20 protein-coding genes and 1 pseudogene are annotated in these 18,211 nt (G+C 70.3%); 11 read left to right on the top strand and 10 right to left on the bottom strand.

What is annotated here, in order from left to right:
• Window positions 1–54: 54 nt before the first annotated feature.
• From BT98_RS25640 to BT98_RS0121625, 3 genes and pseudogenes are all read right to left on the bottom strand, one after another.
• Complete coding sequence (locus tag BT98_RS25640; RefSeq protein WP_051544373.1) at window positions 55–1,392, bottom strand: tyrosine-type recombinase/integrase; 1,338 nt, start codon at window positions 1,390–1,392, stop codon at window positions 55–57.
• A 387-nt stretch (window positions 1,393–1,779) separates the two neighbouring features.
• Window positions 1,780–2,658: pseudogene (locus BT98_RS28295) on the bottom strand (fatty acid desaturase family protein).
• 613 nt (window positions 2,659–3,271) lie between these two features.
• On the bottom strand, window positions 3,272–3,712 hold the full coding sequence (locus tag BT98_RS0121625) for a CBS domain-containing protein (protein WP_019459969.1): 441 nt from the start codon (window positions 3,710–3,712) through the stop codon (window positions 3,272–3,274).
• 194 nt (window positions 3,713–3,906) lie between these two features.
• Here BT98_RS0121625 and BT98_RS0121620 point away from each other — a divergent pair, with 194 nt between their 5' ends.
• Together BT98_RS0121620 and BT98_RS26970 are read left to right on the top strand one after the other, a co-directional pair.
• Window positions 3,907–4,140 carry a hypothetical protein gene (locus BT98_RS0121620; protein ID WP_019459968.1) on the top strand — a complete coding sequence of 78 codons (234 nt, stop codon included), beginning with the start codon at window positions 3,907–3,909 and terminating at the stop codon, window positions 4,138–4,140.
• A 233-nt stretch (window positions 4,141–4,373) separates the two neighbouring features.
• Window positions 4,374–4,964 carry a septal ring lytic transglycosylase RlpA family protein gene (locus BT98_RS26970; RefSeq protein ID WP_019459967.1) on the top strand — a complete coding sequence of 197 codons (591 nt, stop codon included), beginning with the start codon at window positions 4,374–4,376 and terminating at the stop codon, window positions 4,962–4,964.
• Window positions 4,965–5,042: 78 nt separating this feature from the next.
• Here BT98_RS26970 and BT98_RS0121610 read toward each other — a convergent pair whose 3' ends face one another.
• Complete coding sequence (locus tag BT98_RS0121610) at window positions 5,043–5,384, bottom strand: hypothetical protein (protein WP_019459966.1); 342 nt, start codon at window positions 5,382–5,384, stop codon at window positions 5,043–5,045.
• A gap of 196 nt (window positions 5,385–5,580) precedes the next feature.
• Between BT98_RS0121610 and cutA the strand changes: the two genes are divergently transcribed.
• From cutA to BT98_RS0121595, 3 genes are all read left to right on the top strand, one after another.
• A complete protein-coding gene (gene cutA, locus BT98_RS25625; protein WP_037252081.1) occupies window positions 5,581–5,784 on the top strand; it encodes a divalent cation tolerance protein CutA in 204 nt (67 codons plus the stop codon).
• A gap of 31 nt (window positions 5,785–5,815) precedes the next feature.
• Window positions 5,816–6,001 carry a hypothetical protein gene (locus tag BT98_RS0121600; RefSeq protein ID WP_019459965.1) on the top strand — a complete coding sequence of 62 codons (186 nt, stop codon included), beginning with the start codon at window positions 5,816–5,818 and terminating at the stop codon, window positions 5,999–6,001.
• A gap of 119 nt (window positions 6,002–6,120) precedes the next feature.
• Complete coding sequence (locus BT98_RS0121595) at window positions 6,121–6,459, top strand: hypothetical protein (protein ID WP_019459964.1); 339 nt, start codon at window positions 6,121–6,123, stop codon at window positions 6,457–6,459.
• Between the two features lie 27 nt (window positions 6,460–6,486).
• Here the strand turns inward: BT98_RS0121595 and BT98_RS0121590 are convergent, their stop codons facing one another.
• Both BT98_RS0121590 and BT98_RS0121585 read right to left on the bottom strand, forming a co-directional pair.
• A complete protein-coding gene (locus BT98_RS0121590) occupies window positions 6,487–6,828 on the bottom strand; it encodes a cellulose binding domain-containing protein (protein ID WP_019459963.1) in 342 nt (113 codons plus the stop codon).
• Window positions 6,829–7,228: 400 nt separating this feature from the next.
• On the bottom strand, window positions 7,229–8,122 hold the full coding sequence (locus BT98_RS0121585; protein ID WP_019459962.1) for a polysaccharide deacetylase family protein: 894 nt from the start codon (window positions 8,120–8,122) through the stop codon (window positions 7,229–7,231).
• 43 nt (window positions 8,123–8,165) lie between these two features.
• Here BT98_RS0121585 and cydD point away from each other — a divergent pair, with 43 nt between their 5' ends.
• The 6 genes from cydD to bfr all read left to right on the top strand — a co-directional run bounded on the left by cydD (window position 8,166) and on the right by bfr (window position 14,843).
• Complete coding sequence (gene cydD, locus BT98_RS25620; RefSeq protein WP_226946097.1) at window positions 8,166–9,917, top strand: thiol reductant ABC exporter subunit CydD; 1,752 nt, start codon at window positions 8,166–8,168, stop codon at window positions 9,915–9,917.
• Window positions 9,907–11,559 (top strand): thiol reductant ABC exporter subunit CydC, encoded by a 1,653-nt coding sequence (gene cydC, locus BT98_RS0121575; RefSeq protein WP_019459960.1) that lies wholly within the window; start codon window positions 9,907–9,909, stop codon window positions 11,557–11,559. The genes cydD and cydC overlap by 11 nt, the downstream gene beginning before the upstream one ends.
• Window positions 11,560–11,674: 115 nt before the next feature.
• Window positions 11,675–12,073 (top strand): OmpA family protein, encoded by a 399-nt coding sequence (locus BT98_RS0121570; RefSeq protein ID WP_019459959.1) that lies wholly within the window; start codon window positions 11,675–11,677, stop codon window positions 12,071–12,073.
• On the top strand, window positions 12,073–13,932 hold the full coding sequence (recQ, locus tag BT98_RS0121565) for a DNA helicase RecQ (protein ID WP_019459958.1): 1,860 nt from the start codon (window positions 12,073–12,075) through the stop codon (window positions 13,930–13,932). Before BT98_RS0121570 ends, recQ begins: the two co-directional genes overlap by 1 nt.
• Window positions 13,933–14,050: 118 nt before the next feature.
• Window positions 14,051–14,239 (top strand): (2Fe-2S)-binding protein, encoded by a 189-nt coding sequence (locus BT98_RS26965; RefSeq protein WP_075822671.1) that lies wholly within the window; start codon window positions 14,051–14,053, stop codon window positions 14,237–14,239.
• 97 nt (window positions 14,240–14,336) lie between these two features.
• Complete coding sequence (gene bfr / locus BT98_RS0121560; protein WP_019459957.1) at window positions 14,337–14,843, top strand: bacterioferritin; 507 nt, start codon at window positions 14,337–14,339, stop codon at window positions 14,841–14,843.
• 109 nt (window positions 14,844–14,952) lie between these two features.
• Here the strand turns inward: bfr and BT98_RS25615 are convergent, their stop codons facing one another.
• The 4 genes from BT98_RS25615 to BT98_RS25605 form a co-directional block, all read right to left on the bottom strand.
• Window positions 14,953–16,698, bottom strand: coding sequence for an ABC transporter ATP-binding protein/permease (locus tag BT98_RS25615; RefSeq protein WP_019459956.1), 1,746 nt, complete (start codon window positions 16,696–16,698; stop codon window positions 14,953–14,955).
• A 48-nt stretch (window positions 16,699–16,746) separates the two neighbouring features.
• A complete protein-coding gene (locus tag BT98_RS0121550) occupies window positions 16,747–17,055 on the bottom strand; it encodes a DUF3253 domain-containing protein (RefSeq protein WP_079253509.1) in 309 nt (102 codons plus the stop codon).
• A complete protein-coding gene (locus BT98_RS26960) occupies window positions 17,040–17,618 on the bottom strand; it encodes a pyridoxamine 5'-phosphate oxidase family protein (RefSeq protein ID WP_019459954.1) in 579 nt (192 codons plus the stop codon). The genes BT98_RS0121550 and BT98_RS26960 overlap by 16 nt, the downstream gene beginning before the upstream one ends.
• A 280-nt stretch (window positions 17,619–17,898) precedes the next feature.
• Window positions 17,899–18,211: OmpA family protein (locus BT98_RS25605; RefSeq protein ID WP_037252078.1), on the bottom strand; the 313-nt coding region annotated here is incomplete at its 5' end.

Genomic DNA, 18,211 nt, shown 5'->3' with positions numbered 1-18,211 from the left:
GCTCGCTACCCATCGCGCCATCGCCACACCTCCGCGACGACCTACCTCGCGGGCTCAGTGGACCAGATCAAGAAGGGTGGTCACGCCGCGCTTACCGCAGAACTGCCCCCAGTCCTCCATCAGCGGCCGGCGCTGCTCCAGCATGTCGGATCCCCGGTAGGCGGCGCGGACCGCGTCCCGCTCTTCATGAGCCAGGGCCTTCTCTGCGGCCTCGCCGGCAGCAGGGCGGGTGTCATCCACCCAGGACCGGAAGGACCGGCGGAAGCCGTGCGGCACCACGCCGCGCCCATCCACATCCTTCCAGGGCAGGGGAGCATCCTTCTCCCGAGCCTCGTTCAGCCGCCGGATGCAGGCCCCGAGCGCCGCGTCACTGAAGGGCTTGCCGGAAGGGGAGGGGAAGACATAGGCGCGGCCCTTGAGGCTGGGCTGGGCTGCCAGTTCGCCAAGTGAGATCGGCTTCCCTGTTTGTGCCACCGCCACCTTGGCCAGCACCTCCAGCATGGCATCGGACAGCGGAACCCGGTGCGGCGGAAGCGCGCGGGCCCGGCCGCCCTTCATCCGCTGCGCCGGAATGGTCCAGATCCGGTTGGCGAAGTCCATCTCCGACCAGACGGCATTCCGGACCTCAGCCGAGCGGACCGCGGTCAGCACACCGAAGCGCAGGGCCAGGGCCGCCACTCCCTCCATCCCAGCCAACTCCGAGAGGAAGGCCGGCACCTGCTGCCAGGGCAGGGAGGGCTGCTTCTGCTCGGGCGGCTGCTTCGGGAGGGCCTTGGTCAGTCGCAGCACCCGGCCGGTGGCGGGATTGTCGGTCGATCGCCAGCCCAGGGCAGCGGCATAGTCCAGCACCGCGGCAATCCGACGCTGCAGCTTGCGCGCCGTGGCGGGCTGGGAGGTCCAGGCAGGGGTGAGGGCTTCCAGGATGTGCTCCCGGGTCACATCCGATACGGGGACGGCCGCAAGCACCGGATAGGCATGCCGATCCAGGGTGAGGCGCCAGCTCGCCAGGGTCTTGCCGCTGGTCCAGCCAGCAGACTGCGCCGCCACCAGGCGCTCTGCCACCGCCTTGAAGGATCGACCGTCTCGTTCCTCCTCGGCAGCACGCCGCGCCGCAGCGGCTCGCTCCTCGGCATTCCGGGCAGCGATCGGATCCTGTCCATGCTCCGCCTGCTGTGCAGCTTCGCGTGCCTTCTGCCGGGCCTTGGCCAATCCGACCTCGGGATAGGCCCCTAGCCCCATGTCCCGGCGCCGGCCCCCCATCATGAAGCGGAACAGCCAAGCCCGCCCGCCGCCAGGCCGGACCTCCAGCAGCAGGCCGTCCCCGTCGGAGAGGCGATAGACCTTCTCCCGGGGCTTGGCGGAGGCCACTCCGCGCTCGGTCAGCTTGGGCATTCGATGTCTCCAGTGGGGCGGGAGCAAGCGGGAGCACAACTCCGCCACCCCCACAATCACCCCCACAATGAGACATCAACACGGGCGAACGTTGGCGGACAAGCGAGAACAGATCACGGAATAATGGACTGTTTTGAAAGGGATGTTCTGGACAGCCACGAACACCCCAGAACGCCGGTCACACTCCCGTACGGGACGCCATAACCCTGGATTTTCCACGGTTTCAGGGCAGGGATTTCATCCACAACACTCCCCACACGGGAAATGACCTGTGCCCCGGCCCAGGTCGTTGATGAGCGCTTGGCATCATGTGCAGCCGGGAGAGCTGAGAAACTCTCCCGCAGGAAAAACAGCCGACTTCCCTGGCGCCACGGCAGGCGAGAAGCCTTACCGGGATGGGAAAGGCACCATCTGCTCCAGATCCTCGTCCCAAAGCACGAAACTGGGGGCTCTGAGAGCGTCACGCAACGTGAGCACCGTGGCGGCGCCGGAAATGTCCGGGCACTCTTCATGACTAGCCTGTAGCCGGTAATTGGGAATGCCGGGACGCAGGTGGTGCATATGGTGAAAGCCGATATTGCCGCTGAACCATTGCAGCACCCGCGGCAGCTTGAGGTAGGAGGTGCCGTGTAGGGCAGCCTGGGGCAGGTTCCAGTCCTGCTGCCGCGTTCACTGTGCCTCTTCGAACCGGTGTTGCACCGAGAACAGCCAGATCCCGATTGTGGCGGCCAGGGCAATGCTGGGCAGGTGTACCAGGAGCACGTCCGAGAGCTCGAAGGCAAGGACGAGGGTGGTGAAGACAGCCACCAGCGAGAAGTTCAGCAGGTAGACGCTGAGGTGTTCCCGCCGGCAGGACCGTGGCGTGTCAAAAGGCAGGCGGTAGAGCACCATGAAGATCACGGATGGCAGAACCATGTGGATCAGCAACGGGTGGTGTGTGGTGCGGTAGAGCCAGCGCCGCGCTGGGCCAAGAGCCCGATATTCGGCAAGGGTCAGGCAGTCCGAATAGAAGTCCGCCGGGATGCCGCGCTTGTCGAGGTTGTTCCACATGCCGTGATGGCGGGCATGGAGGCGCCGCCAGTACGCGAAAGGTGTCAGCGTCACCAGGCTGCAGGCGCCGCCGGCGAACCAGTTGAACCGGGCGGATCGAAACAGTGCATTATGGCCGCAATCATGCTGCAGCATGAAGATGCGCACGATCAGGCCGGCGGCCGGAATGGAGAGAGCCAGTGTGAGCCACACCGAGATGTCGGTGGCGGCATACATTGCTGTGATCGTGAAAAGGTAGAGCCCGAACGTGGAGAAGACCTGCCAGGCAGCCATGGCATCGGATGGTGTCTGATAGGCGCGGATACGTGCCAGCTGAGGCTTGTTGAGCAAGGGAGGCTGCGGTCGAGGTGCTGCTATCGGCACTTTGGAATTCCATGAGTTGTGCCGCCCGGCTTCAGCGAGCTGGACCGGGGGATCAGGGAGGTAGCATACCGAGAGCGGAAGGGCACGCGGGACTGGCCTTCCAGCGTGCAGCCGAGGACGGACTGTCATGTCCCTGTGGGGCAACCCTGGCCGTTGGCGCGCCTGGTGTTCATCGCCTGGTTGCGGAAGATGCCGATTTCCGCATGGGACAGAAGGCTGGCATCGTTTCCTTCCGGAACGGCGCCTGCTTCGGGTTCCTTCGTCGCGATCCTGCGCGGCCTTCCGCGCCGCACCGATGCGTGCCTCGCCGGCAGCAAGACGAGTTGCGCCCGTTCTGCACTGTGCCGGCCGCTTTCATCCTCAGGCGGCAGGGTGTCGCCAAGGATGCCGGTTGAACCGGCGACTCTTCAGCCGCCGATGCCAACCTCCGAACCGGCCGCCGCGCTCTGCCGCGGAACCGCTCCGGCTACCCGGCTGTCACATAGTCCCGCAGGGCCTCCGCCTCGCCCACCGCCTGCTCGATGCGGGCCTTCACCAGATCCCCGATCGAGACGATGCCGCAGAGGGTCTCGCCCTCATAGACCGGCAGGTGCCGCACCCGGCGGTCCGTGATCATCTCCAGGGCCTTGGTGATCGGCGTTTCCGGCGCCACCGTGTGCACCACGCGCGTCATCACGTCGGCGGCCACCAGCCCATCGACCGAGCCCGCATCACCGGCCAGCGCCCGCACGATGTCACGCTCGGACAGGATGCCGAGAACAGGTCCCGCCGCTTCCTCCGCCTCCCGCACGAGCACGGCACCAAGCCGGTGCTGCACGAGGATGCGCGCCACCTCCACCAATGGCAGTTGCGGCCGCACGCTGATCACCTCGGAGCCCTTGTTGCGCAGGATGGTCTTCACCGTCATCGTTGCCTCCACCGCCCGCCGGCTCTTATCCACCGGTTGAAGCCATGGTGGCCGTGGGTGGGGCGCCGGTGACAAGCGGAAACACCTGCTGCTCACCGCGCCGTGAAGGAGCGTGCCCCCTCGCTCCATGACGGCTTCCACGCCGACCGTTGGGGCGGACCGGGGTGGCCACCTCAGAAACGATCAAGGAACGCATGTCGGCAAAGCTCTGGTCCCTCGGAACCTTCCTCGTGGCGCTTGGGATCGCGGCCTATGCGATGGGCTGGGAAACCCTGCTCTGGGTACCGCGCCGGGTCCTGGATTCCCTGGCCTGGGTGCCCGGTGCGATCCTGGAAACCGTGCGGACCTCGCCGGCCACGGCCATCGTCATCGGGCTGGGTATCGTCCTGATGGTGGCCGCACGCGTGCTCGGCCGGCATCGGGGATAAGGCAGGCTGCTGCGGCACGGCGCCATCCGGGAGTCTCCATCCGGGGTGGATGCGCGTGCCGGAAGTGCCCAGGCATCCTCCCAACGTCCCATCCGGTCGGGACAAGCCCACTGTGGAAGCAAGGCTGCGGCGGAGGCCAGGCACGGCTCCGAGCCCTTGCGGCAGCAACCCCGGGCCACGAACTGGGCTTTCTGCCACGGATGGGGATCCGCAACAGGCAAGGGGGGTCACGCTTGACCGAATGGAAGAAAGTGATCCTGGGGATCGCGATGGTGGCCTGTGCCATGACGGGCGGGACGACGGCCGCCGCTACCGCCAAGCCGCATGCCGCCCCGCATCGCCCTCATGCCAGTCATCACACCATCCACCATACCGGCCACCATACCGGTCACCATACCGGCCAGGGGACGCAGCATCGCCCGCGTCCCGTGGCCGGGCGGCATCCCGCGCCACGTCACGGGGCGCAGCGGCAGGCCACGCAGGAGCAGCGTGGCCATGCTTCGGTCTATTCCCGGCGCCTCGCCGGGAGGCCCATGGCCGATGGCGGCCGTTTCGACCCAGGGTCCGACACGGTGGCTAGCCGGACCCTGCCGCTGGGCACGCAGGCTCGCGTGACGAACCTGCGCAACGGCCGTTCGGCCGTCGTCAGCGTGCGCGACCGGGGACCGCATCGCGGCGGCCGCATCCTCGATGTCAGCCCGGGCGTCGCGGCCAGGTTGGGCATGCCGGAAACCGGCACGGCGCCCGTGGCGATCGTCGCGCTCTCCACCCCCGGCCTCGCGGGTCGTGCCGAAGCCGCGCCGATGGGGAGGCCCGGCCGCTGACGGAAGAAGCGCATCCCCGGCGGCGGCGCGGCCGCGCCTCTCACCGGAGGCGCGCGGTCCGCTTCCGGAAACGGGCCGTCACCGCGGCGGTGCCGGGGGCTTGCCCACCGGTTTCACCCGGGCCTCGACCTGGGCCTTGACCACCGAGGCCTCGAACTCCCAAGGCGTCATGTCCAGCACCAGGCGCTCTTCCGGCGCATCCCGCAGCAGGCTGGCCGGCACGGAAAAGGGTGCCGTCCCGATCCCCAGGGCCGGACTGGGCAGGATCCTCACCACGGCCGAAGGCGGAACGCCGGTGACGCCGTTCACCGTGCCGATCCGCGTCTCGTCCATGGCCCAGACCTCCTTGCCGCGCAGGTCATCCGGTCCCCGCAGATTGGGCGCGGCCGCGAGCGGCGTTGCCGTGAGCAACGCCAGCATCGGCCACTGGGTCATCCATGGGGCACGGCGCCGGCATGACCGCGCGGGGCCCCGGGCACGGGGAAGGGACGGGAACATGGTGGAGGGCTTCTTGCATTCTCCGCCTCCCAATGCCAGAGCCGCGAAGGCCCGGCAGGCCGCGCGGACCCGTCCGGATCGCAGACGAGGGCTGGCTCACAGCGGAAAGAAACCCGGGATGAGGGTGCAGGAAGGCTTTGTCGTGCTGTCCTCGGCGGTGTGCAGCGGCGCCAGGGCGGGGGAGATCGCCAGGGCCCTGGTTGCGGCGCGGCTGGCGGCCTGCGTGCAGGTCACGCCGGCCGAAAACACCTATCGCTGGCAGGGTGAGGTGCAGGCCGGACCGGAATCCTGCTCCAGGCAAAGACCACGCGCGACCGGCTGATGAGGGCGCTGGCCAAGCACGCCGGGGTGGCATGGACCCTCTGACACGCCTGCTGATCCAGATGGCGCAGTGGTGGCGCCATCCGCCTGGGCGCCGGAAGGCCGTGGTGATCCTGGCGGCGCTGCTCCTGTCCTTTCTGCTCGTGGGCATCGAGAGGATCGTCGGCTGGCCCAGTTGGCTGCGGACCGAGCCGGTGCCGATCCACCGCCTGCCCTGACCTGGTTGGGGGGGCATGGCGACAGCGGCGCTGGCCGATGGTGCCACGGCGCGGGCCGGCGGCAGGGTTGCGTGGACCGGGCTGGACCGGCACGGTGCCCTGCCGCAGCTTCGCCCGTGATGTTCGCCACGATCCTCGACGGTTCCGCGCGGAGGCTTCTGCGGCCCCTCCTTCTTCTGGCCTTCCTGGTCGCCTCTCCACAGGCGGTCAGCGGCGCCGGCCTCGCCCCCCCATCCTGTGCCATGTCCCAGCTCCTGGCGGTGGATCAGGACCGGGCGGCGCCGTCCCCCACCTGCTATGGAGGGCGCGCCGTGGTGCGGTTCGGCTGGACGCTGGTGGATTATGGCCTCGCCACGATGAAATACGTGATCGGCCTGTTCCTGGTGATCCTGGGCTTTCTCTTCCTGATGCTGGGCTACGTCCTCAGCTTTCTGGACTTCCTGCTCTGCTGGCGATGAAGGCGGAGCCGTCTGTCAGCACCGCACTCAACATCGGCAGTCGGGCAATGGCTGGAGAAGCGGCGGGCCGCCGCCGTCCCAGCAGGACTTGATGCAGGGGATCAGGGGCGCGCCGCTGGCGATCAGCCCGATCGTCGAGCTCTGGCCCGGATGCAGCGGTTCCGATCCCTCGGGATGCAGGCAGACGGAGTCGCCCTGGGCGCCCTGGCCGTCATAGCGGGCGTTCCAGATCTCCAGGATCTGCCAGCCGGGAGTCAGGCAGAGCACCCAGCGCAGCATCGGGACCTGCCCGCCATTGGTGATGACGATCTCGGCCTGGAAACCCTGGCTCCAAGTGCTGACGATGCGGAACTGGACGTGGAGCGACAAGGCGGTGATCCCAGCCCGTGAGAGTGCGTACCGGGAATGTCTATATTAAGAGATTTGCGAGAAAAACGCATCACAGGTTGCCATACTGCTGAACCCGAAGCGAAACGTGGCAAAATGCTACGCTTTGTTGCGGTGCAAACGCCGGACTGCTCATCCAGTTGATGGGATTGTAACACATAAGGTAACTCGTGCGTGCGGCATCCTTCCCCGTCGCGCGGAATTGGTCTGTCCAATCCCTGCCATGCCCCTGGCAGCCATCATGGATTCACCGGACCCGGCAGCATGCCCCCGCGATTCGGCCACCCCTTCCGCAAACGGCCCTGGGGCGCCGCTTCAAACCGGCACTCTTCATGAAACGGACATCGTCCGGACGCGTGGGGCCGCAGCCGGACGAAACGCCCTATCCGCCCGGGCAGGATCCGGCCGGCAGCGCGGCGACATGGTCGTGGATCGCCCCTGCGGTACAGAGCCAGACCTCGGGGTGGGGGGACAGCACATGCGACAGGGCCCGGCGCAGCGCCGCCAGCCGATAGGGCTGCCCGACAATATAGGGATGCAGCGCGATCCCCATCACCTGCGCCCTTCCGTCCCGCACCTGCCGCAGCCGCTCGTCGAAATCCGCCACGATCATCGCCGCGAACTGCTCAGCCCCGTCCTTGCGCGCCACGATGGCGGGGATGTCGTTGACCTCCTGCGGATAGGGGATGGCGAGGATCGGGCCGGAACGGGTGCGGTGCCAGACGGGCTGGTCGTCGCTGCACCAGTTCAGCGTGTAGCGATAGCCTGCCTCGGCCAGCAGGTCCGGGGTCGCCACGCTCTCGGCGATCCAGGGCGAGAGCCAGCCCCGCGGTACCCGGCCCTCGTGGTGGGCCAGCACCGCCGTCGCCTCGGCGATCAGCGCCCGCTCGGCCTCTTCCGACAGCACGCTCTGCCGCTCGCTGTTGGTCCGTCCATGCCCGGCGATCTCGTCGCCCCGCGCCCGGTGCGCCGCCATGAGCTGTGGCGCGTGGCTGTACATGGCGCTGTTGGCCAGGACGGTGCAGGGCGCGCCCAGCTCGTCCAGCAGCTCCAGCAGCCTCCAGGCACCTACCCGGTTGCCGTAGTCGCGCCAGGCATGGTTCAGCACGTCCGGCTGCGGCCCGCCGGGCGCCAGCTCCGCGCCCAGGCCCTCGCCGAAGGCGAAGTGCTCCAGGTTCACGCCGAGATAGACCGCGAGGTGCCCGCCATTGGGCCAGGCCCAGCGCGGTCGTTCCGGCCAGGGGTGGTAGTCGTGGCGGCCATGCTGGCGCAGCATGCGAGACCCTCGCGAGACCAAGGAAGAACGGAGGAAAGGGTGCATGCGGAAGCGGAGTGGTCTAGAGGGTGCCGCCATGTCGTCCTCCAAGTCGGATGACGCGGCGGCCCGTCGGCTCCTGTCCCGGGTCGCGCGCGAGGATCGTCCGCGCCTCCTCCGCTCCACCGGCCTCGGCCTCGCCGCGGCCGTCTGCGGCATCGCCCAGGCCTGGTTCATCGCCACGCTGCTCGCCGCCCTGCTCGGCTTCCCGGAGGCCGTGCCCGGCCCAGGGGGGGGATCGGGCTGGACGGCCTTCGCCGCCGCCGCCGTCCTGCTGCTGCTGCAGACCGGACTGGGCATGGCGCAGGAACGGGCCCAGCACGCCGCCGGGGCCGCCGCCCGTGCCCGGCTGCGGCAGCAGGCCCTGGCCCGCCTCCTGGAGCTCGGCCCGTCCGACGAGCGCCCGGCGGGCGAGCGTGCGGCGCTCGTGGTGGACCGGGTCGAGGCGCTGGACGGCTATTTCGCCCGCTGGCTCCCCGCCGCCATGCTGGCCCTCCTGGTGCCGGCTGCCATCGCCCTGGCGGCGGGGCTGACGGACCCGGTGGGCGGTCTGATCCTGGCCGCCGGCGGGCTGCTGGTGCCCGTCTCCATGGCCCTGACCGGCATCGGCGCCGCGATCCAGAGCCGCCGGCAGTTCGACGCCCTGCAGCGCCTTTCCGGGCGCTTCCTGGACCGCGTGCGGGGCCTGCCGACCCTGGTCCTGTTCAATCGCCAGGAGGACGAGGCGAAGGCGCTGGGACGCGCCGCCGACGAGCTGCGGCAGCGCACGATGCGGGTGCTGCGCGTGGCCTTCCTGGGTTCCGCCGGGCTGGAGCTGATCGCCGCGGCGGTGCTGGGCTGCCTCGCCTGGCGCCATGCCGCGCTGGTGACGGGGGGGCATCCCTCGCCGGTCTCGGCGCTTTTCGTGCTGCTGCTGGTGCCTGCCTTCTTCGCGCCGCTGCGCGCCTTCTCCGCTGCCTATCACGAGCGCATGTCCGCCGCCGGCGCCGCCGCCGAGCTGGCGCCGCTCCTCGATGCACCGGAACGGGAGGGACTGCTGCTGGAGGAAGTGCCGCCCTCGGTGGTGCTGACCTTCGAGAATGTCTCGCTGCGCTATGACCCCGCCCGTCCCCCGGCGCTGGACGGCGTGACCTTCCGCGTGATGCCGGGCGAGACGCTGGTGCTGTCCGGGCCTTCCGGCGCCGGGAAGTCTTCCGTGCTGCGCCTGCTGCTGGGCTTCCGCCGGCCCGATTCCGGCCGCATCGCGCTGAACGGGCGCGACGCCCTGGCGCTGCGGCCGGAGGAACTGCGCCGCCTGTCCGCCTATGTCCCGCAGCGCCCGCATCTGTTCCGCGACACGATCCGTGAGAACATCCGCCTCGCCCGGCCGGAGGCCGACGACGCGGCGGTGGAGGCGGCGGCGCGCGAGGCGCGGGTGACGGATTTCGCCGCGGGCCTGCCCCAGGGCCTCGACACGCTGGTGGGCGAGGGGGGCTGGGGGATTTCCGGCGGGCAGGCGCAGCGCGTGGCTCTGGCCCGGGCCTTCCTGCGCGACCGGCCGCTGGTGCTGCTGGACGAGCCGACCGCGCACCTGGATCCCGGCACCGAGGCCGAGGTGCTGGACGGGCTGCGACGCCTCTGCGCCGGGCGGACGGCGGTGATCGCCAGCCATTCCTCCCTGCTGCGCCAGCGCTTCCCGGCCCGGGTCCTGACCCTGGAGGAAGGGCATGTGACCGGCCAGGCGCGCCGGGGCAGGGAGGCCGACCATGTGGCGTGACCTCGCCCGCATCCTGGGCCTGTGGCGGGCGCACCGGACCGCGCTGGCGCTGGGCGCGCTGGTCGCCTGCCTCGCCGCCCTGTCCGGCGTCGCCCTGCTGTCCCTGGCCGGGCACGGCGTGTCGCAGGGGCTGCGGCACGGCGCCATGGCCGCCGCCGCGGGCGCGCTGCTGCTGCTGCGGCCACTGATCCTGCTGCGCCCCGTGCTGCGCTGGCTGGAGCGGATGACCACCCATGCCGCCACCTTCCGCGCCCTGGCCGATACCCGCGTCTGGTTCTTCCGCCGGCTGGCGGAGCGCCTTCCAACAGGGATCGGGCTGCACCGCGCCGGCGACCTGCTGGGCCGGCTGGTTTCCGATGTGGAGGCGCTGGACGGACTCTACCTCCGTGCCCTGGCGCCGATGGCGGCGGCCACGGCCACGGTGCTGGCCATCGCCGCCCTGCTGGGCTGGGCCTCGCCCGGGCTGATGGCCGTGGTGGCCCTGCCGCTGGCCCTGGCCCTGCTGCTGCCGCCGATCCTCGCCCCGCTGGCGGCGCGCCGTTCCGCCGCGGTGGCGGAGGCGCGGGGTGCCCTCCGCGCCCGCGCCGTGGAGCCGCTGCTGGGGCTGGAGGACGTGCTGTCCAACAATGGCGAGGCCCGGGCCGGGGCGCGCCTGGCCGAGGCGGGTGTGGCCCAGTCCCTGGCCGAGGGTCGCGCCTCGCGCATCGGCACGCTGGGCGGGGCCGCCGGGGCGCTGCTGGCCCAGGCTGCGCTGCTCGGCGCCCTGGCCTGGGGTCTCGCGGGCGGAGCCTCGGCGGCGGTGCTGGCGGTGCCGGCCCTGTTCCTCGCCCTCGCCGCCGCCGAGAGCCTCGCCGCGCTGCCGCGCGCCGGCCTCGCCCTGGCGGGGGCCGGGGCCGCCGCGCGCCGCCTGCTGGAGGCCGCCGATGCCCCGGTCCCGGCGCCCGACCCGGCCGTGCCGGCGCCGCTGCCGCCGGGCCATGCCATCCGCATGCGCGACATCCGTTTCGGCTGGGAGGCGGGGCGGGAATCGGTGCTGGACGGCTTCTCGCTGGAGATCCCGGAAGGGGCGCGGGTGGTGCTGCTCGGCCCCTCCGGCGCCGGCAAGTCCACCGTGGCGGCGCTGCTGCTGGGCCTCGCCCGGCCGCAATCCGGCAGCATCACCCTGGGGGGTGTGGAGATCGCCAGCCTCGCCGCCCACGACCTGCGCCGCCGCGTCACCTGCCTGACCCAGGATGCCCGGCTCTTCGACGACACGATCGCCGCCAATCTCCGCCTCGCCCTGCCGGAAGCGGAGGAGGCCGCGCTCTGGCAGGCGCTCGACCGCGCCCGGATCGGTGATCTGGTCCGCGCCTTGCCGGACGGGCTGGAGACGCGCTGCGGGGAGGCGGGAGCGCGCTTCTCGGGCGGGCAGGCGCGGCGGCTGGCCCTGGCCCGGGCGCTGCTCTCCCCGGCGCCGGTGCTGATCCTGGACGAGCCCGCCGCCGGCCTCGACGTCACCGCCGAGCGCGCCTTCCTGGAAACCCTGGACGAGGCCGCCGCCGGGCGCACGGTGCTGCTGATCGCGCATCGCCTGACCGGGGTGGAGCGCCCGACGCGGGTGCTGCGCCTGGCCGGCGGGCGGGCCTTCCATGCGGCTGGCTGATCACAATGAATCAGGCGGATGCGCGCGGTGGCCGCGAAGCCGCCCTGGCCCGTTGACGGGGCGGAAGGGGCATCGCATGGCACGCGCTGTCACATTGTCCCGGAGACGCGCGCCGATGCGCCGGTTTTTCCTGCTTGCCTCCCTTGCGGCCCTGCCCCTGCTGGCGGCCTGCGCCAGCCCGAGGATGGGCACGCCCCAGGCCCGCGTCGTCTTCTTCGAGCGTGACGACGCGACGCTCGACGATGCGGCCAAGGGCCTGATCGCCGAGGCGGCCGACATCGCCAACCGCTATCCTGAAACCAAGGTCAGCGTCCTGGGCTTCGCCAATCCCGAGCCGACCCCCGTGCCGGGCGGCAACCGGGAGCTGAGCCAGCGCCGGGCCGAGGCCGTGGCGGCGCAACTGCGTGCGAACAAGGTGGATGCGTCGCGCATTACCGTCCTGCCACTCGGCGCGGTCCCCTACGAGCGTGCACCCGTCGAGAGCCGGCGGGTGGAGATCAAGATCGGAAACTGATGCTTGGATTTCTGCGTGACCGCCTGACCGACCGAGGGACCGGGCAGGAGGCCGACGGCCCCCGCAAGGTCCTGAACGACGTCTTCGGCCACAAGGAATTCCGTGGGCGCCAGGAGGAGATCGTCCACCACATCGTGGCGGGCGGCTCCGGTCTGGTGCTGATGCCGACGGGTGGCGGCAAGAGCCTGTGCTACCAGGTCCCCGCCCTCTGCCGCCCCGGCCTGGGCGTGGTGGTCTCGCCGCTGATCGCGCTGATGGAGGACCAGGTCTCGGCCCTCCGCCAGGCGGGCGTGGCGGCCGCCGCGCTGCATTCCGAGATGGAGGAGGGCGAGCGCGGCAACCTGTTCCGCGACCTGTCGCGCGGCGCGCTCAAGCTGCTCTACGTCTCGCCCGAGCGGCTGAACCTCGAATCGACGCTGGAGCGGCTGGGCCGCACCGAGCTCGCCCTCTTCGCCATCGACGAGGCGCATTGCGTCAGCCAGTGGGGGCATCACTTCCGTCCCGACTACCGCGGCCTCGACGTGCTGGCGCGCCTTTTTCCCGAGGTGCCGCGCATCGCGCTCACCGCCACCGCCGATGCGCGGACGGTGGAGGATATCCGCGAGCGCCTGAGCCTGACGGAGGATCCGGTCTTCCGCGGCGGCTTCGACCGCCCCAACATCCGCATCGAGGCCGCGCCGCGCGAAAGCGCCCGGCGGCAGATCCTGGCCTTCGCGCGGGAGGCCTCGGACGGGCGGGGCGCCGGCATCGTCTATTGCGCCACCCGCAAGGGCGCCGAGCAGACCGCCGGCTGGCTGCGCGAGAACGGGCACGACGCCATCTCCTTCCATGCGGGGATGGAGGCCGCCGACAAGCGCGCCGCGCACAAGCGCTTCGCCAGCGGCGACGCGGTGGTGATGGCGGCGACCGTCGCCTTCGGCATGGGCATCGACCGGCCCGATGTGCGCTGGGTCGCCCATGCCGCGCTGCCGGCCAGCCCGGAGAGCTGGTACCAGGAGATCGGCCGCGCCGGGCGCGACGGGCTGCCGGCCCGCGCCCTGCTGCTGCACGGGGCGGAGGACATCGTCTGGGCGCGGCATCGGCTGGAGGACAGCCCGGCCTCGGACGAGCAGAAGCGCATCGAGCGCGAGCGGCTGAACCGCATGGTCGCCATCGCCGAGAGCCCGACCTGCCGCCGCCGCATCCTGCTGCGCTGCTTCGGCGAGGACCTGGAGCAGGACTGCGGCAATTGCGACGCCTGCCTGCGTCCGCCCAGCCTGCGCGACGGGACCGTGGCGGCGCAGAAGCTGCTTTCCGCCGTGGTCCGCACCGGCAGTCGCTTCGGCCTGGGCCATCTGGTGGACGTGCTGCGTGGCGAGAAGACGGAGAAGGTCCTCCAGTTCGGACACGACCAGCTCCCCACCTTCGGGGTGGGCCGCGACGTCTCGCCGCAGCATTGGCGCAGCATCGCCCGCCAGCTCGTGGCGCGTGGCGCGCTGGACGTGGCGGTGGAGAACCACGGCGAGTACCGCCCGACCGAGGCGGCCCGCCCCATCCTGAAGGGGCAGGAGAAGGTCATGCTGCGGGAGGACGCCGCCCTGCCGCGCGTCTCCGCCCGTGGCGGCCCGCGCCGGCGCGAGGCACCCGCCGCCTCCGGCGATCCGATCTTCGAGGCGCTGCGCTCCTGGCGGCGGGACGAGGCCCAGCGCCAGGCGCTGCCCGCCTACATGATCTTCAGCGACCGCACGCTGAGCGAGATCGCGGCGCAGAAGCCCACGGACCTGGACGAACTGGCCACCGTTCCCGGCGTCGGCGCCAGCAAGCTGGAGCGTTACGGCGAGGACGTGCTGGACGTGCTGGCGACCTGCGGCCGGGGGTGAGGGAGCTCTCCGGCCACAGGTCGCCGGGAACGAACTGCGAAGGAAACTAAGAATGACTTGCATCGAATCGGCAGGGATGCGATAGCGGCTCCGTCAAAGCACGGACGCGACATCCCGCATGTATGTTTGCCTCTGCAACGGAATCACCGACACGCAGGTCAGGGATGCCATCGCATCCGGCGCCAGCCGCTGTTGCGAGATCTATTCAAAGTGCGGCTGCAAGGCGCAGTGTGGCACCTGTACGCGCATGATTCTGGCCATGATGCGGGAACAGCCGGGACAGGTTCAGGCGCGCGCCACTCGCTGAAACTGTTTCTCACTCTCAGAGTCGTTGAAAATCAATGACTTGACGCTTGGTGGGCTTTCTGTCTTCTCGTCGCCTCAGACGAGACGGGAGACAGACCATGTCCGCTTACGGCGACCCCAAGGTCATCGAGCACCTGAACACGCAGCTCACCAACGAGCTGACGGCGATCAACCAGTACTTCCTGCACGCCCGCATGCTGAACCATTGGGGTGTCACCAAGCTCGGCCGGCACGAGTACAAGGAATCCATCGAGGAGATGCGGCATGCGGATGACCTCATCCACCGCATCCTGTTCCTTGACGGACTGCCGAACGTGCAGCGGCTGAACCAGGTCCTGATCGGTCAGTCCGTGAAGGAAATCCTGGAATGCGATGCGAAGCTCGAGGAGAAGGCGATCAACGATCTCCGCGAGGGCATCGCCTATTGCGAGAGCGTGCGCGACTTCATCTCGCGTGACCTGCTGGTGAAGATCCTCGCCGACGAGGAGCACCATGCGGACTTCCTGCACGCCCAGTTCACGCTGATGGGGAAGATCGGCGAGGACCGCTACACGATGCTCAACAGCGACGCGGCGCCGGACCAGAACCAGGACGGCGATCACTGAGGCCCCTTGCCGGCGGGGCGATCCCGCCGGCGCCGGGGGTGGCCTGCGCCACCCCGCGTGGCGAAAGCCGCCGAAGGGCCGGAGGACGTTCCTCCGGCCCTTCGCATGTTCAGGCCCCGGCGGTGGCGACCGGGGCGAGATGGCCGTTGCCCAGGCGCAGGCCGCGGTCGTGGAAGCGCGCCACTGCCGGGCGATGGGCGATGGAGACGATGCCGGTCCCCGGCAGCTTCTCCCGCAGCCGGGCATAGAGCACCTCCTCCGATTCCGGATCGAGATTGGCGGTCGCCTCATCGAGGAAGAGCCAGTCGGGCTTCTGCAGAAAGGCACGGGCCAAAGCCAGGCGCTGCTGCTCGCCACCCGAAAGGCGCCGCTCCCAGGCATCGCTCTCGTCCATCTGCGGGATGAATCCGTCCAGCCCGGCGCTGTTCAGCGCGTCCAGCACCTGCTCCTTGCTGAACTCGCCTTCCGCCATGGGATAGCAGACCGCATGGCGCAGCGTGCCGAGCGGGATATAGGGCCGCTGCGGCAGGAAGAGCACGCGTGCGCCGGCCGGGACCTCCACCCGGCCCCGCCCGAAGGGCCAGATGCCCGACAGTGCCCGGAACAGCGTGGACTTGCCGCTGCCCGAGGCGCCGGTGACCACCACCGCCTCGCCCGGCGCCAGGGACAGGTCGGCATCGCCCACCAGCACGCGGCCATCGGGCAGCTTCAGCTCGATATCATGCGCCACGAGATGCGAGCCGGTGGCGGTGACGAGCTTCGGCCCCTCGTCGGCGCGCGCCTCCGACATCGCGATGGCCTGCCGGAAGCCGGCGAGACGCTGCACCGTCGCGCGCCAGTCGGCGAGCAGGCCGTAGCTGTCCACGAACCAGGACATCGCGCCCTGCACCTGGCCGAAGACGGAGGAGGTCTGGGTCAGCGCGCCGAGCGGGATGCGGCCTGCGAAGAAGGCGGGGGCGGCGACGATGAAGGGGAAGATCACCGCGAGCTGCCCGAAGGCGGAGGTGAAGAAGGTCAGCCGCTTCGTCACCGTCATCAGCATGCGCCAGTTCGCCACCACCGCGGCGAAGCGTCCGGCCAGGCTGCGCTCCTCGCCCGCCTCGCCGCGATGCAGGGCGATGCCCTCGGCATTCTCCCGCACGCGGATCAGCGAATAGCGGAAATCCGCCTCCAGCCTCTGCTGCTGGAAGTTCACGGGGATGAGCCTGCGACCGACCAGATGCGTCAGCCAGGTGCCGAGCGCCGAGTAGAGAAGCGCCACCCAGACGAGGTAGCCGGGGATCGGCAGTTCCAGCACGTTCACCGGATCGGACAGGTTCCACAGCACGGCGATGAAGGAGACCAGCGTCACCACCGAGTTCATCAGCCCCAGGCCCAGCGACAGGTTCTGGCTGACGAAGCTGTTGACGTCCTCGGAAATGCGCTGGTCCGGGTTGTCCGTGCCCGTGTCGGAAAGCGCGATCCGGTAATAGGCGCGGTCCCGCAGCCAGTCCCCGGTGATGCGCCCGGTCATCCAGCGCCGCCAGCGGATCTGCAGCAGCTGGCGCAGGTAGAGCTGGAACACTGCCACCAGGATGAACAGCGCCGCCACCACGCAGAAGCCGGGCAGGTAGCCTTCGTCCGGATCATGCCGGCCCAGGAAGAGAAGCTGGGAGAAGGCCTCCCAGTTCTTGTCCTGGAGGGAGTTGTAGAAGGCACGGTTCCAGAAGGTGAGGATCACGTTCATCCCCACAAGGGCGAGGTTCAGCAGGACCACCACCGCCAAGAGGCCCCGGGCGGACCAGCGTTCCTCGCTGAACCAGAAGGGGCGGGCGAGGGCCCAGGCGTCCCTGAGGGCACCGCGCGTGTCACGCATCGCGGGATCTCCAACATGTCAAAGAGAAGAAAGCCGGAAACGGCGGCGTCAGCGCGCGGCGATCCGCAGGCGGATAACCCCGCGCACTTCGCCGGGCTCCACCGGCTTGCCCTTGCGCAGCACCTCGATCTCGCCCTGGCGGGCCAGTTCCATCGCCGTGTCGCGCACCGGCCGCATCAGGCCGCGCCAGGATTCGCCACCCAGCTCGCGGGCGACCTCGCTGGGACAGATGGACTTCTCCGCGCCACGCTGCGTGGCAAGGCGCCGGATGCTTTCGGCGATCCGCTCCCGGTCGGGCGGCGCGGCACTGGCCGGAGGCTCTGAGGCCTGTGGGTCAGAGGTCAGGGGATCAGCCATCTTGCCTCCACGCCCTGGCCCAGGAAGCGGAAGCGGGCCCGGCGGTGTCGTTCGGGGTCGAGGTGAAGCCACTCCATCTGCCGCAGCCGGACCGTGATGACACAGAAATTCGCGCGGGCCTGCGGTGTGACGACGGGCGGCGGGGGAGGGGCGGGCACGGCGCTTCCGGGCGGGGCGGAGGCCGCGTAGCTGCGGCGCTCGCCTTCCGGCATGGCGGCCCAGGCGCGGTCGGCCAGGGCGTCGCCGCGATGCAGCCGCGCCTCGCCCTCCAGCCGCAGCTGCCACTGCCGCGCGGCATCCCAGCCCAGCAGGGAGACGCGCGGATCGGCCGCGATCTCACCCACCTTGCCCGCACGGGCATCGCTGTGCAGCCAGAGAGTGAGGCTCCAGGGCTCGAAGCCGCGCAGCACCACCATGCGCTGGCGTGGCGCGCCATCCGCGCCCTGGCTGCCCAGGGCAAGCAGCCGCCATGCGTTTTCCCGGTCGCCGGGCGCCACATGCAGGAGGTCGAGGATCTCCAACAGGATCCGGTCCGCTTCCGGCTCAGCCGCACCGGTGGTCACGCCTTGGTCCTCAGGGTTTCGATCCTGCGTCGGCAAGGAGGCAGGCCTCGTCTGGCGTCGTGGCGATGATGCCTCGGTGTTTCCAACGATCCACCGCCCACGCATCCGGTGCGGCGGGGTTCGTGGGAGCGAGACTAGCAGCTTCCCCCGGCCGGCACAGCGGGCAGGCTTGTGCCGTTGCGTAACGTGGCCCGGGGCAGGCGTACGGCGCGCAAAGAAGAAGGGCCGGTCCTTGCGGACCGGCCCCCTTCCCGAAGCGACGTCTGGAGCGTCTGCGCGATCAGCGCAGGACGATCTCCACGCGGCGGTTCTGCGGCTCGCGCACGCCGTCGGCGGTCGGCACCAGCGGACGGCTCTCGCCGAAGGCCTCGACCGTGATCTCCGAGCGCTGGATGCCCTGGCGCACCAGCTCGGCGGCCACGGCGTCGGCGCGGCGGCGCGACAGGCCCATGTTGTACTGCGGCGTACCGGAGCGGTCGGCGTGGCCGGCCACCTCGATGCGGGTCGAGCCCGTGCTACGCGCGTTCTGCGCCGCCTCGGTGATGATCTGCCGGGCGCGGTCCGTCAGATTGTAACGGTCCCAGTCGAAGAAC

This window comes from Roseomonas mucosa ATCC BAA-692, assembly GCF_000622225.1.
GTDB lineage: Bacteria > Pseudomonadota > Alphaproteobacteria > Acetobacterales > Acetobacteraceae > Roseomonas > Roseomonas mucosa.
Note: the sequence above shows the minus strand (reverse complement) of the source record. Positions and strands in the feature narration are given on the sequence as shown.